We start from the raw sequence: 14,308 nt of genomic DNA on the forward strand, positions 1-14,308 counted from the left end.
TCTTACCTTAGTAGTAAAAAAATTCTAAACATATTTATGGCTGTGATAAAACTCCATCTTTAATCTCAAAAAATTCTGCCCGTCCTTTTAAAGCATTAAACAAAGTGCGATCTGTTCCTGTCATAAATGTTTGCCCACCTAAATCATCAAGAATATCAAATAAAGCAGCACGCCGATAAGAATCAAGATGTGCAGCCATTTCATCAAGAAGAAGAATGGGCGCCTTATCTGACATCATACCTGTTAAACGCGCATGGCATAAAACCAAACCTATCAATAAAGCTTTTTGCTCACCTGTTGAGCAAGATGTCGCAGCCATGTTTTTATCAGCATAAAAAACTTGAAAATCTGTGCGATGAGGGCCTTCTAATGTTCGCCCAGCAGCGCGATCTATAGCACGATTTTTCTGTAAACGATCATAAAATTGCTCTTCAACCTCAACTGCTGATACTTTGCCAAGCGCTGTTTCTAAAAAACCATCAATTTGCAAAAAAGCCCGTGGAAACGGTGTATAAATTGACGTTTTTGCAAACATATCATTCAAAAGCCGAATAACATCTATACGCGCTGCAGCAATAGCTGTTGCTAGTTCTGCCATCTGGGTTTCTAGAGCATCAAACCAAGCACAATCTTTATTTCCGTCTAAAAACAAACGATTACGCGCACGCATAACCTTATCATAATCTACTATACGGCGACCATGTAACGGATCAATAGCTACAACCATACGATCCAAAAAACGGCGACGCTCAAGAGAAGAACCTGTAAAAAGACCATCCATAGAAGGAGTCAAAACACTAATGTGGCAATAATCCGTTAAGCAATCACTTATCTTATTCACACCATTAATATGTACTTTTCGACTGTTATCATTCATCTCCAAAGCTGTACCAATATTCACTTCGCCATAAAGAGTACATTGAAGACGAGCAAATATAACAAATCCTTTCCCCGCACCATCTGCAAAACTAATATCGGAATAAGCCGCACGCCGCAAACCACGACCAGGAGAAAGAAAAGACAGCGCTTCTAAAATATTAGTCTTGCCAGCACCATTATGACCAGTAAAAACCACATGCTGACCTGAAAAATAAATATTAAAAGAATAATAATTGCGATAACGTGATAGTTTTAGCTGCCTTACTGACACTTTGTGCACATGGCCAGCCATGCACTGCAAAACAATTGCTCCTAAACGCGAATAGGCATCAGCACGTAAAGCGCATCTGCATTATCATTATCACGAATCAAAGCTGGAGACCCAGCCCCACCAAACATAAAAACAACATCATCACTCAAAAGTTGTCCAGTAATATCCAAAAGATAACGCGAATTAAATCCTATCTCAAGCGGATCAGATGTATAAGTTGCGGCTAATTGATCTTCTGCACTCCCTGAACTAGGATTATTAACGATGAGTCTCAATTGTCCATGCTCCATTACTAACTTCACAGCACGTCCACGATCACTTAAAATAGTTGAAACACGATCAACTGCAGAAGAAAAATCCTGCCTGTTTACAATTAACTTTTTATCATTCCCAATAGGGATAACACGTTGGTATTCTGGAAATGTTCCATCAATTAACTTTGATGTAAAAACGACAGATCCCACAGAAAAACGAATCTTTACTTCTGAAAGCTCTATACACACATCACTCTCAACTTCTTCCGAAAGTAGCCTCTGCAATTCTCCTACAGCTTTACGAGGAATAATTATACCAGGCATACCATCAATCTCCGAAGGAGCTTCCATATCAACCTGTGCTAAACGATGACCGTCAGTAGCAACTAAACGAAGCTTTAAAACACCATCCTCAACAACATGAAAATAGACACCATTAAGATAATAACGAGTCTCATCAGTAGAAATTGCAAATTGTGTACACTCAAATAAACGCCTTAAACTCGATGCTGGTATAGAAAAACAGTAACCAAACTTACCTGGAAGAGATTCTGGAAAATCTGTCTTAGGAAGGCACTGAAGCTGAAAATTAGAGCAACCAGAAATAACAGACATTGTACCTGCTTGACTCATATCAACCGATAATACAACCTCACTTCCACCAGAAAGCTTCCTAACTATATCGTACAATAAATGCGCTGGAACGGTTGTTGCTCCCGCTTGTTCAATATTCGCCTTAAAAGATTCTGTAATCTCTAAATCAAGATCCGTTGCTTTCAACTGCACACTACCATTATCTGCATCAATCAACACATTTGATAGAATGGGAACAGTATTACGCCGCTCAACCACGCGATGAACACGACTAAGAGACTTGAAAAGCTGATTACGATCAACTGTAATACGCATAAAAATCCTCGTTATAATTTACTAGGAACTATAGGAATTATAGCAATTAAAAACAACAGATCATTAAAAAAATCGTCTACCAAACTGTATTTAATCTCTGCTCAAATAGCAAGTAACTACTGCATAAACAAAACAGACATCTTTATTCATTATTCACGATACTCTCCACAAATAAGAGGACAAACCAAAAACACTATGCAGCTTGCTCTCCAATCAACCGCTTAAGCAATTCAAGCTCTTTAGCCAGTGTCTGATCATCACAAACCAAATCTTCAATTTTACGAACAGCATGCAAAACTGTTGTGTGATCACGCCCTCCAAAACGACGCCCTATCTCTGGCAATGAGCGAGGTGTTAATATTTTTGCCAAGTACATAGCAACTTGCCGTGGCTTTACGACCGTACGAGTTCGACGATTAGACAACAAATCCTGCTTAGAAACATTATAATGACGCGCGACCGCACGCTGAATTTCTTCGATCCGAATACGCTTAGGCTCCCCTGAACGTGTTAAGTGACCCAATAATTCATCAATCCTCTCTAAAGATAAATCAGATTCGAACGACTGACGGAATAGTAACTGATTAAATGCCCCCTCAATATCGCGCCCAGATCCCAAAACTGTTTTAGCAATATACTCCAAAACATCATCAGGGATTGTAACCATACTATCATCTTGTTGCGCTACCTGTAATCGTTGACGCAGCATCTTCAAACGCATTTCATAATCTGGCGTTTCAATTTCAAGAGCTACTCCTCCTTGAAGACGGGAGCGAACACGAAGATCAAGAGATTCTAATTCTGCTGGTTGACGATCAGCAGCTACAACAACTTGCTTTGCACTATCTAGTAACATATTAAGCAAATGACAAAATTCATGCTGTATCGACTTCCCTTGTAAAAATTGCATATCATCAATAATCAAAAGATCAATATCGCGAAGTTGTTCTTTAAAGGAAAGAGCATTATTATCACGGATAGCCGTTGCAAAACGCCACATAAAATACTCAGCCGTCAGATAAATAACTCGCGTAGGAATTAAACGCTTTAGCGCAGCAGAAGCAATAGCTTGAAGCAAATGTGTTTTTCCTAAACCAACCGATGCATGAATAAAAAGAGGATTAAACCGCAAAGCACTTTTATGCCCTTCTGCAATCGAACGTGCAGCAGCTAAAGCTACACGATTAGAAGAACCCTCAACAAAACTTTCAAAAGTATAGCGAGAATCAAGCGGTGAACCAAAAACCCCTGTTTGAGCATCTTTAACTGAATTCTCAGCATAACTCTTAACAAAAGATGAAGGTGTTAACTCTTCTACAACAACAGAATCTGCACTAGATCCGCATATTGCACTTTTTGAAACGCGATTCATGCTGCGAACTATAACTTCAACACGAAGAATCGATGAATTTTCCTGTTTCCACAAACTGGTCAAAAGAGAACCATAATGATTGTTAATCCACGAACGTAAAAATGCTGTAGGCACAGAAAGCTTCACGAGATTACGGTTATACTCCGCAAGCTTTAAACGACCGAACCAACTCGTATAAGCTTCGATTCCAACCTGAGCCTTTAGTTGCGCCATCACACGCGCAAAAGCTGCGGAACCTTCCTCCTCTGAGACAATTGGATGCTCAACAGAAGCATTATTTCCAACTAACTCACTTATATCTGTCGTCATTTTATTGTTTATTATTCCCTCTGTCGACAGAACATCTACTGAAACCCTTTTAAAGGAACTAGCTTTAGAGTTCAATTTATCCACCATCTTTCATCCCGATAAAAAACCAAAATCTTGTCCCACCAAAAAGCTAAAATTAACTTAGCACAAGCAAGAACACCCTACCCCAAAAGATCATTAATCCCCCCCTAGGATACCTCATTACAACCCCACCAACAAAGATGGCCAATAACATTTACCTGTACTAACGGCATGATATCTAGAAGAAAAAACATACCAACCAGGAAAACCGAAAAACGCATTAGAAAACCTATACAACACGAGGTTTTATACAACCCACAAGCTAAAGCAACTTATACCCAACACAGAACAATCAACTGAGAAGCCTTATGTATTTAGTTTCCATTAGAGAGCATACAAAACAGCAGAGGTAAAATGCAAGAGGTCAAAATAAAATCAAAAGCCAATAAAAAACTGCTATAAATCTTCCAATGTAAAAAAAAATGAGAAAAATAATTGATTCAATTCATTTTTTTTTTACAAATTTACCAATAATAAATAATTTATTCATATTGAAAAAAAAAATAAAAAAAGCTTGACAAAAAAGACTCGGTAAAAATCCACAGAGCTTGTGGATAACCGTCAAAATTCTATGCATTAGCCCTATCTTTTACCAAAAAAATTGCCAGATTATTTCTTCTCTCAGGAGATTTGAGTGCTATTTAAAATAACAGAAAAAAGCCAGTACCCAAAAGGATACCAGCGTGATTCTTAAATAAAATAAAAAAGCTTAATTGCTAAGAGCCTTCAAACGCTTCGCTAAACGTGACACTTTACGCGCCGCAGCATTTTTATGAAAAACACCTTTAGAAACCGCACGCATAATCTCAGGTTCAAAATCCTTAAATGCAACTTCCGCAGATGCTCTATCGCCACCTGCTAAAGCATCATCCAATTTACGCATAAAAGTACGAACGCGCGAACGGCGAGCCCTATTAATCTGCGTACGCACAGCAACTTTACGCACAGCTTTTTGAGCAGAAGATGTATTCGCCATAAATATCTCTCTCTTTCAATTTATTGATAGAAACAACATGAATAGCATCTCTATCAACAAAAAAATCTAAGCAAAACTGAAAAACTCCTAATAAATTAGGATTTATAACGCAATCATAAAGCCAACGTCAATTGAATTCTCAGAGATGAGCATAAAAAACTTTGATCAATTCTTGGATATCCAACCTCATAGTGAACAAACACACCCAAACGGACAAACATAATTCACCAATAATTTATATTGCCAAATTACGCAAAACATACTGCAAAATGCCACCATGATGTAAATAATCTAGCTCGTCTTCAGTATCAACACGACACAATAATGGAATAGCTTTTACCGTTCCATCAGCAAAAGCAACTGTTGCTACTGTCTTTTGACGAGGTTTTAAATCATGAATCCCTTCAATCGTTACCTTTTCATCTCCTTTTAAACCAAAAGATCGCCAGCTTTCTCCCGACTCAAACACAAAAGGCACAATCCCCATACCGACAAGATTAGAGCGATGAATTCGTTCAAAAGACTGAGCAATCACCGCTTTTATACCAAGAAGATTAGCACCCTTAGCAGCCCAATCTCGGGAGGATCCATTTCCATACTCAATACCAGCAAAAACAACGAGCGGAACTCCTTCCCGCTTGTATGCCATCGCTGCATCATAAATAGCTTGTTCCTCTCCTGATGGATAATGAACTGTATAGCCTCCTTCACGACCATTCTCTCCTAGCATAAAGTTCCGAATACGAATATTGGCAAAAGTCCCACGCATCATAACTTCATGATTCCCACGACGAGTTCCATATTGATTAAAATCAGCTGCTTTAACACCATGCTCAATCAAATATTTTCCAGCAGGAGAATCAATTTTAATAGAACCAGCAGGAGAAATATGATCTGTTGTTATTTTATCACCAAATAAACCCAAAATCCTCGCATCCTTAATATCTGATAACACATTAGGAATTTTCTGCATATCATCAAAATAAGGCGGATTACGAACATATGTTGATTGCTCATCCCAAGAATACGTAACACCCGTGGGAGCCTGAACTTTTTGCCAATTTTCATCCCCCTTAAATACATTTGCATATTTTTCAACGAAAATCTTCCGTGTAACATTCTTTTCAATAACTTCTTGTATTTCTCTAGAAGTTGGCCAAATATCTCTTAAGTAAACTGGCTTACCATCTGAGTCTTCACCAATAGGATCCGTAGCTAAATTTTTACGCACTGTCCCTGCCAAAGCGTGCGCAACAACTAACGGTGGAGAAGCTAAATAATTTGCCTGCACATCAGGTGATACACGTCCTTCAAAGTTGCGGTTTCCTGAAAGAACAGCAGAAGTAATTAAACCATTATCATTAATCGTCTTAGAAATAGCTGGTAATAAAGGACCAGAATTTCCAATACATGTTGTACACCCAAAACCTACTAAATTAAATCCTAGTGCATCTAGATCTTTTTGAAGACCTGAATTGAGAAGATAAGCTTCAACCACTTGAGAACCAGGAGCAAGAGAAGTTTTAACCCATGGCTTACTCTTAAGACCTTTCGCCACAGCATTACGTGCTAAAAGACCTGCAGCAATGAGAACGCTTGGATTTGATGTATTTGTACAAGAAGTAATAGCCGCAATCACTACATCACCATGACCAAGTTCATACTCTTCACCCTCAACTCTATAACGACTATCTTTTCCAACAGTCTTTTTATAGTCATTGGCCAATGCAGCATCAAAACCCTGCCCAACACTTTCTAATGCAACACGTCCTTCAGGGCGCTTAGGACCAGCCATAGAAGGTACGACACTCCCCATATCTAATTCAATTATATCACTAAAAACAGGATCGACTATCATTTCGTCATGCCACATCCCTTGTGCTTTAGAATAAGCCTCAACCAAAGCGATTCTATGTTCATCGCGCCCTGTCATATTAAGATAACGAACAGTTTCCTTATCAATTGGAAAAAAACCACATGTCGCACCATATTCAGGCGCCATATTCGCAATTGTTGCCCGATCAGCCAATGTCATATGCTCCAAACCAGGACCAAAAAACTCAACAAATTTACCAACCACACCTTTTTTTCGCAAAATTTGTGTAACCATCAACACTAAATCAGTAGCAGTCACACCTTCCTTAAGCATTCCTGTCAAACGAAAACCAATCACTTCAGGTAATAACATAGAAACAGGTTGCCCTAACATTGCTGCCTCGGCTTCAATACCACCTACACCCCAGCCTAAAACTCCCAAACCATTCACCATAGTTGTATGTGAATCAGTTCCCACACACGTATCAGGATAAACCGTCGGCTTCTCCCCCTCATCCTTAATCCACACACATTGTGCTAAATATTCCAAATTAACCTGATGACAGATTCCTGTTCCTGGAGGAACAACACGAAAATTTCGAAACGCTTGCTGTCCCCACTTAAGGAAACGATAACGTTCACCGTTGCGCTCATATTCACGTTCAACATTTTCATTAAAAGCCATAGGATTACCAAAATTATCAACGATAATCGAATGGTCAATGACTAGATCAACAGGAATTAAGGGGTTTATTTTCTCAGCATTATCTCCGAGTTTGACCATAGCGTCACGCATCGCAGATAAATCAACAACTGCAGGAACACCTGTGAAATCTTGCATAAGAACACGCGCAGGGCGATAGGCAATTTCTGCACCCGCACTGCCTTTATCATCTAACCACTTAGCTACGTTTAAAATGTCCTCTTTCTTAACTGTGCGACCATCTTCAAACCGTAATAAATTTTCAAGAATAATTTTCATCGAAAATGGTAAACGCGAAACACCTTTTAGCCCATTTTTTTCCGCTTCTATCAAGCTGTAATAAGTATATTTTTTGCCACCAACATCTAAAATTCTGCAACAATTAAAGCTATCAACTCGAGACATAACTATCCACCCTCACACTACAAACCATCCAATTTCCCAGAATGAATATACAAACCGTGATTCAAGGTCACAGCCCGAACGTGGATGAAGTCACCTCCACCATCCATTTTCCCCTTTACCTTTATTATCAGTAAATTTAGAAATCGGCGCTAAAAATTGTTCTACACCGGAATATGTGTAACATATGATTTATAAAACTATTCCTAGAACTATTCTAGATACAATTACATAAAAAATGTATTTTTTTGTCTTATAATGAGATAAATATCATAAAAAAGGTGAAACAGGAAATCATATGGTGTTATCTGGTAAAGATTTGGCAGCACATAGAAACGAAGAAATTCTGTTTCAAGATCTTTCTTTCTGTTTATTCCCACATCAACTTATGACAATAACAGGTTCGAATGGTATTGGAAAATCTACATTATTGCGAATCATCGCTGGTCTTCGTGAAGCTGCAGAAGGTCACGTAATACTTAAGAACAACGACAAATTATACCCTGTAGCAACTGCATGCCATTATTTAGGCACACAAAATGCTATGAAATCTTCTTTATCTGTCATTGATAATTTACAATTTTGGGCATCATTCTATGGACAACCTCTACGTCACCCACATGAGGCTCTTGCAGACATTGGTCTTTCTGATCTTGAACATTTACCCTTCAATGTCCTATCAACTGGGCAAAAGAGACGTGTAGCCATTGCCCGCCTTTTGCTATCTTACCGTCCCATTTGGATTTTGGATGAACCAACATCTGGACTTGATCACCCCTCTCAAACTACCCTGACCAATCTTCTCCAGACTCATCTCAACTACGGCGGAATGATTATTGCGGCAACCCATAATCCCCTTGGAATTCCAGAAAACAACAAAATTGCTTTAGAAAATTTTTTACCTCCTAGGAGAGAATAAAATGAAAGCACTATTTTGGCGTGATTTTAGATTGACTTTAATACCACAAGCTTCTTCATTAACAGGCCTTTTATTTTTTATCGCTGTGATTGTGATAACTCCCTTTTCTATCGGATCAGATCCAGAAATTCTTGCACGAATAGGTCCAGGAATATTATGGTTTGGAGCCCTTCTAGCAGGACTTCTAAATCTTAACAAACTGTTTCAAGTGGATCGTGATGATGGAAATCTTGACCAATTCATCCTCTTTGGGCAACGACAGAGCTTAACACTTATTGTATTAATAAAGTGCCTTGCGCATTGGGCAGGAACTATGCTTCCTCTCATTTTTGTAACCCCTATTTTGGCGTTGATGCTCAATTTAGATGCAACGATAACCTTTACAACAATACTTACCCTCTTATGCGGAACACCCGCTCTCATTTTTATAGGTGCTATTGGAGCTGCATTAGCAATATCATTACTGCATAGCACTCTTCTTATTTTCATCATTATCTTGCCGTGGGTTATTCCAATCATAATTTTTGGCGTTGCAGCTGCAACATCCCCAACAAATCCAAATGCTTCTTTTCTAACTTCCTTGGCTCTTCTAGCTGCTTTTTCTCTCATCTTAAGTCTTTTTAGCTCTTTTATTACAGCTGTCATACTCAAATATTTATGCGAATAATAAAAGATGATTGCCACACAACAAAAGTCCGCTTATTGTAAATTCATGAACAGAATGTCTCATAAGCATAAAATTGAACCGTTCCCTACAAGCCTAACTTGGTTCATGAAAATAAGCAGGATTGTTTTACCGTGGTTAACTGGAATGACATTGTGCTTTCTTATCATGGGGCTTGTTTTAGTGATGTACTCCCCTGATGATTATCAACAAGGAATCACTGTTAGGATTATGTACATTCATGTACCATTTGCATGGTTATCAACATTCTGTTATACAATAATAAGTGTCGCTGCGCTAGAAAGTCTGATTTGGAAACATCGTCTTGCTGATGTAGCACTAAAATGTGGGGCACCTATTGGTGCAATCTTTACGGCTTTAGCTTTGGTAACAGGGGCGCTTTGGGGAAAGCCTACATGGGGAACATGGTGGGTATGGGATGCACGACTAACATCAGTTTTGATCCTATTTTTTGTTTACCTTTCCATTGTCACTCTTTCTCGCTCTTTCGATAACAAAGTAACAGCTGCGCGTGCCACAGCAATTCTGACGCTCATTGGATTCGTCAATATTCCCATTATAAAATTTTCTGTTAATTGGTGGAATACACTCCATCAACCAGCATCTCTTTTACGTTCAGGAGGCATAACAATTGACTATGCCATGTTATGCCCACTCATAACGATGATATTGTGTTTTACTCTTATGTTTATTGTTTTATACCTAATGTCCATGCAGAATGAAATCACAGCTCGTCATATTCAAATTCTTCAAATCAAAGAAACTCATTGTGCACAACACGCAGATTCTTCATCATGTTCAGATTAAATAACATACAAAGTAGCATTTTAGGGAATTTATCTCAGAAAATCGATCTTTTTCTTACTACCCTTTGCCATGAGCAAATTGTTATTTTAAGCTATATAATTTCCGCAATTTCTCTTGTTTGTCTTATAGGATACATCCTTCGCAAAAATATGCACCAAAAAAAAATTTTGCGACAGTTGAAAGAAAAAGAACAACTCTGGAAAAAAAAATATAATGAAAAACACCCCTACCGTACTTAAAAAATATGCCTTTTTCTATTTTATTGGGAATTTTTAAACTATTTTTTCTTTTTCTTCTTAATTGTATTTTTTTCAATTTTGTAGAGAAACAATATCTCAACAATGCTTATCTTATCTTCAATCTATTCACTGAAAGATCCATCCTATAAATTAATCTTCCTTTGCCTTAACACAAAAACAATTAAAATTACCATGCAATATTAATTAATTTTTAGGAACTGGGCTTTTACCTTATAGCGAAAGCACAACCTTGGTCTTACTGAAATTGATTGCACAGATAACAGAGGGGATACCTAAAACTTTCTGACCATTTTTAATAATCTTCTCGATTCAACGCTATAGGTCACACAGAAACCAACTTAGGAGCACACAAATCACCGAAAACTTAATCTTCATTCTAAATATCTTATCTCCCCAAACATAGCAAATTTATCAAAAAGCTTCTTGACTGACTAAATGTACGTCCTAGCAAAATGTCCTTCTAATAGCGGATTATATACTCAAACTGAAATCTAATGACAAAGTAAAAAATCTCACACAGACTAGAGAGAATACTATACTCTTACCCGCTTTCTCTCAGATATTGGCTGAAAGGCTACTTTGGCATGAAAATCACAATAAGGACCATTTTCACCTGAATCGGCGCCACAAAAATGAAAATCCGGTAACAAGGGATCTCCAACAGGCCACCTACACGTATTTTCACTCAACTGCAAAAGATTAAGATGGCGTGACATAGGTACAACAACATTTGATTTTTCAGATATATCAGTTTCTGTCACATCCTCAGCTACAAATTCCATCTTTAAAGCGGTTGCCCCAACACTACAAGACGCAGTACTCGATGGCAATGCAACAGACGCTGTACGACGCACCTTTGCAGTAGATGTATTCACATCTGCAAGCGTCTTTTGTGCACGTGACACTACCTGCGCCACCTTGCCTCGACCCTGTAATTTTAGCCGGTGTACCTTACCAATTACTGCATTCCTACTTACCCCACCCAATCGAGCTGCAATTTGACTTGCACTTAAACCCTCACTCCAAAACTTCTTCAAAAGTTCAACACGTTCACATGTCCAACCCATAACCAGCACTCCATTCCGATCATCTTTTTGAGATCCGCCCTACACACTTTCAAACATCCCAATCATATTCTTAATTGAGCCAAACTAAAGGGTGTTTATACATTAATTTGAGCGCAAAAATTCCACTCAATTTCCGAAATTTACAAACTGAAACACAACCTCTCTTGCTAGTTTAAACTACAATATGTATTGTCTCCATGACAAGAGTCTTTCACTGCTTGAAGAGTCTATTTAAAATGTTTTCCCCAACTTGCAAACTAATTACAGGTCAAACTGCCATTTATACTTGAGATTTTTTATACAAATATATCCTACGTAAAACCTTAATTGACTTTTAGTCAATTAATGCACTAGTTTGTTATGATGAGATGTATATTATCTCTACCTCTATAGATTCAGCAGCATTTTGTTTATTGTATTGCAGAACTTAAAACATGAAGGAAATAATGATGAACTCCACTGCTATACAGCCACTTTACAAATGCTTTACTCGACGAGATCTACATTTCAAACAAGGTGAGGGTGTATGGCTGATTTCTGATAAAGGAGAACGTTATCTTGATTTAACATCTGGTATTGCCGTAAATGTCTTAGGACATGCTCACCCAAAACTAGTCGATGCTCTTAAAACACAAGCAGAAAAACTGTGGCATGTTTCCAATCTTTTTCAATCACCAGAACAAGAAAAACTCGCGGAACGTCTTTGTGCAAATAGTTTTGCTGATAAGGTTTTTTTCTGCAATTCTGGTGCTGAAGCATTGGAATGTGCCTTTAAAACGGCTCGACGCTATCACTATACATCTGGTCATCCAGAACGTATTGAAATTATTACATTTGAAGGTGCATTTCATGGACGCACACTCGCAACACTTTCTGCTACAGGAAAAGAAAAATATCTTGAGGGTTTTGGACCAAAGGCTAGCGGATTTATTCAAATTCCTTTTTTTGATGAAGTTGCTTTGCATAATGCCATTAATCAAAATACCGCAGCTATCCTTATCGAACCCATCCAAGGAGAAGGAGGGCTGCGAACGGTATCTAATGAAACTTTGAAACTTTTACGTAAAGTATGTGATGATAATAATCTCTTACTGATTTTAGACGAAGTTCAAACTGGCATCGGACGTACAGGAAAACTTTTTGCTTATGAATGGAGTGATATCACGCCTGATATCTTAACTCTTGCAAAAGGTATTGGGGGAGGATTTCCACTAGGAGCTTGTCTTGCAACAAACCGAGTTGCCCGAAGTATGACACCTGGAACCCATGGCTCAACTTTTGGAGGAAACCTGCTTGGTATGGCTGTCAGCAACAGTATCTTTGATGTTGTCTTAGACACGAATTTCCTTCATCATGTTCAACACATGGGACATAAACTAAGAGAAGGCCTTTTAGCTATTCTTGACGTTTATCCTGATATTATTTGTGCCATTCGAGGCATCGGTTTAATGATAGGAATTCAATGTGTGATCCCTCAAGATGAAGTCATTCATGAACTTGAAAATGAATATGTTTTAAGTGTCGGTTCTAGCAATAATACTGTACGCTTATTACCCCCTCTTATCATCACTGAAAAAGAAGTATGTGAAGCATTATATCGTATCGAAAAAGCAATTACCCGTCTATCACACATAAACAAAAAAAGACCAATATCATAAACATGACACATTCTCTTCATCACTTCACCGACTTATCCGTATTAACTCCACACATGGCACGGGTTATTGTCGATTATGCAAAAACTCTCAAAGCAACTTTCAAAGAAGGAAAAGGTTTAAAACCCTTTGTTGGCAAAACATTAGCAATGATTTTTGAAAAACCATCTACACGAACCCGTGTTTCATTTGATGTTGGTATGCACCAGCTAGGTGGACACACGATAATGCTAACAGGTTCAGAAATGCAGCTTGGTCATAGTGAAACCATAGCCGACACAGCGCGCGTTCTATCACGTTTTGTAGACGTCATTACACTGCGAACAACAAAACATAATAGGATGCTTGAATTAGCACAATACGCACAAATTCCCGTCATTAATGCACTTACCGATGATACACACCCTTGCCAAATTTTAGCAGATATCCTAACTTACGAAGAACATCGCGGACCAATTTATGGAAAAGTATTCGCGTGGATGGGAGATGGCAATAATGTGCTTCACTCCTTAATAGAAGCTGCAGCTCTTTTTGGCTTCCATCTTCACATTGCTACTCCAAAAGGCAGTGAACCGCAAGAAAAATTTGTCCTATGGGCACGTGAACGAGGAGCGAACATTATGCTCACCCATAATCCACAAAATGCTGCAGAAAATGCTGACTGCATTATAACCGACACATGGATTTCTATGGGACAAGAATTTCGTGCCCGTAATCATACTATTTTTCAACCTTATCAAGTTAATGAAGCTTTAATGAAATTAGCAAAGCCCAATGCTCTTTTCATGCATTGTCTTCCTGCTCATCGGGGTGAAGAAGTTGTTGATACCGTTATAGATGGGCCAAATTCTGTTGTTTTTGATGAAGCAGAAAACCGCCTTCATACTCAAAAAGCAATTCTTTCCTGGTGTTTACAAGATACATTTTTATCAAAACAATAGTTT

12 protein-coding genes are annotated in these 14,308 nt (G+C 38.2%); 6 read left to right on the forward strand and 6 right to left on the reverse strand.

Annotated elements, in window-relative coordinates; genetic code table 11:
* Nucleotides 1-34 precede the first annotated feature (34 nt).
* The 5 genes from recF to acnA all read right to left on the reverse strand — a co-directional run bounded on the left by recF (nt 35) and on the right by acnA (nt 7,974).
* Nucleotides 35-1,171 (reverse strand): DNA replication/repair protein RecF, encoded by a 1,137-nt coding sequence (gene recF, locus V3565_RS02890; protein ID WP_455478807.1) that lies wholly within the window; start codon nt 1,169-1,171, stop codon nt 35-37.
* A 20-nt stretch (nt 1,172-1,191) separates the two neighbouring features.
* Nucleotides 1,192-2,313 (reverse strand): DNA polymerase III subunit beta, encoded by a 1,122-nt coding sequence (dnaN, locus tag V3565_RS02895; RefSeq protein ID WP_455478808.1) that lies wholly within the window; start codon nt 2,311-2,313, stop codon nt 1,192-1,194.
* Between the two features lie 193 nt (nt 2,314-2,506).
* The gene (gene dnaA / locus V3565_RS02900; protein WP_455478809.1) at nt 2,507-4,081 is read right to left on the reverse strand and encodes a chromosomal replication initiator protein DnaA; all 1,575 of its coding nucleotides are present in this window, start codon (nt 4,079-4,081) and stop codon (nt 2,507-2,509) included.
* 703 nt (nt 4,082-4,784) lie between these two features.
* Nucleotides 4,785-5,051: a 30S ribosomal protein S20 gene (gene rpsT / locus V3565_RS02905; protein ID WP_455478810.1), complete on the reverse strand. Its 267-nt coding sequence runs from the start codon at nt 5,049-5,051 to the stop codon at nt 4,785-4,787.
* A gap of 235 nt (nt 5,052-5,286) precedes the next feature.
* On the reverse strand, nt 5,287-7,974 hold the full coding sequence (gene acnA / locus V3565_RS02910; protein ID WP_455478811.1) for an aconitate hydratase AcnA: 2,688 nt from the start codon (nt 7,972-7,974) through the stop codon (nt 5,287-5,289).
* A gap of 295 nt (nt 7,975-8,269) precedes the next feature.
* Here acnA and ccmA point away from each other — a divergent pair, with 295 nt between their 5' ends.
* The 4 genes from ccmA to ccmD are packed head-to-tail and all read left to right on the forward strand — an operon-like array spanning nt 8,270 to nt 10,621.
* On the forward strand, nt 8,270-8,890 hold the full coding sequence (gene ccmA, locus V3565_RS02915) for a heme ABC exporter ATP-binding protein CcmA (RefSeq protein ID WP_455478812.1): 621 nt from the start codon (nt 8,270-8,272) through the stop codon (nt 8,888-8,890).
* Between the two features lies 1 nt (nt 8,891).
* Entirely contained in the window at nt 8,892-9,557 is a 666-nt protein-coding gene (ccmB, locus tag V3565_RS02920) for a heme exporter protein CcmB (protein WP_455478813.1), read from the forward strand.
* Nucleotides 9,558-9,602: 45 nt separating this feature from the next.
* A complete protein-coding gene (locus V3565_RS02925; RefSeq protein ID WP_455478814.1) occupies nt 9,603-10,382 on the forward strand; it encodes a heme ABC transporter permease in 780 nt (259 codons plus the stop codon).
* On the forward strand, nt 10,370-10,621 hold the full coding sequence (ccmD, locus tag V3565_RS02930; RefSeq protein WP_455478815.1) for a heme exporter protein CcmD: 252 nt from the start codon (nt 10,370-10,372) through the stop codon (nt 10,619-10,621). Before V3565_RS02925 ends, ccmD begins: the two co-directional genes overlap by 13 nt.
* 554 nt (nt 10,622-11,175) lie before the next feature.
* Here ccmD and V3565_RS02935 read toward each other — a convergent pair.
* Nucleotides 11,176-11,709, reverse strand: a complete 534-nt coding sequence (locus V3565_RS02935) for a GcrA family cell cycle regulator (protein ID WP_455478816.1) — start codon at nt 11,707-11,709, stop codon at nt 11,176-11,178.
* A gap of 449 nt (nt 11,710-12,158) precedes the next feature.
* Between V3565_RS02935 and V3565_RS02940 the strand changes: the two genes are divergently transcribed.
* Both V3565_RS02940 and argF read left to right on the forward strand, forming a co-directional pair.
* The gene (locus V3565_RS02940) at nt 12,159-13,367 is read left to right on the forward strand and encodes an acetylornithine transaminase (RefSeq protein ID WP_455478853.1); all 1,209 of its coding nucleotides are present in this window, start codon (nt 12,159-12,161) and stop codon (nt 13,365-13,367) included.
* Nucleotides 13,368-13,369: 2 nt separating this feature from the next.
* Nucleotides 13,370-14,305, forward strand: a complete 936-nt coding sequence (gene argF, locus V3565_RS02945; protein ID WP_455478817.1) for an ornithine carbamoyltransferase — start codon at nt 13,370-13,372, stop codon at nt 14,303-14,305.
* Nucleotides 14,306-14,308: the final 3 nt, after the last annotated feature.

It is taken from the genome of Bartonella sp. B10 (genome assembly GCF_053794435.1).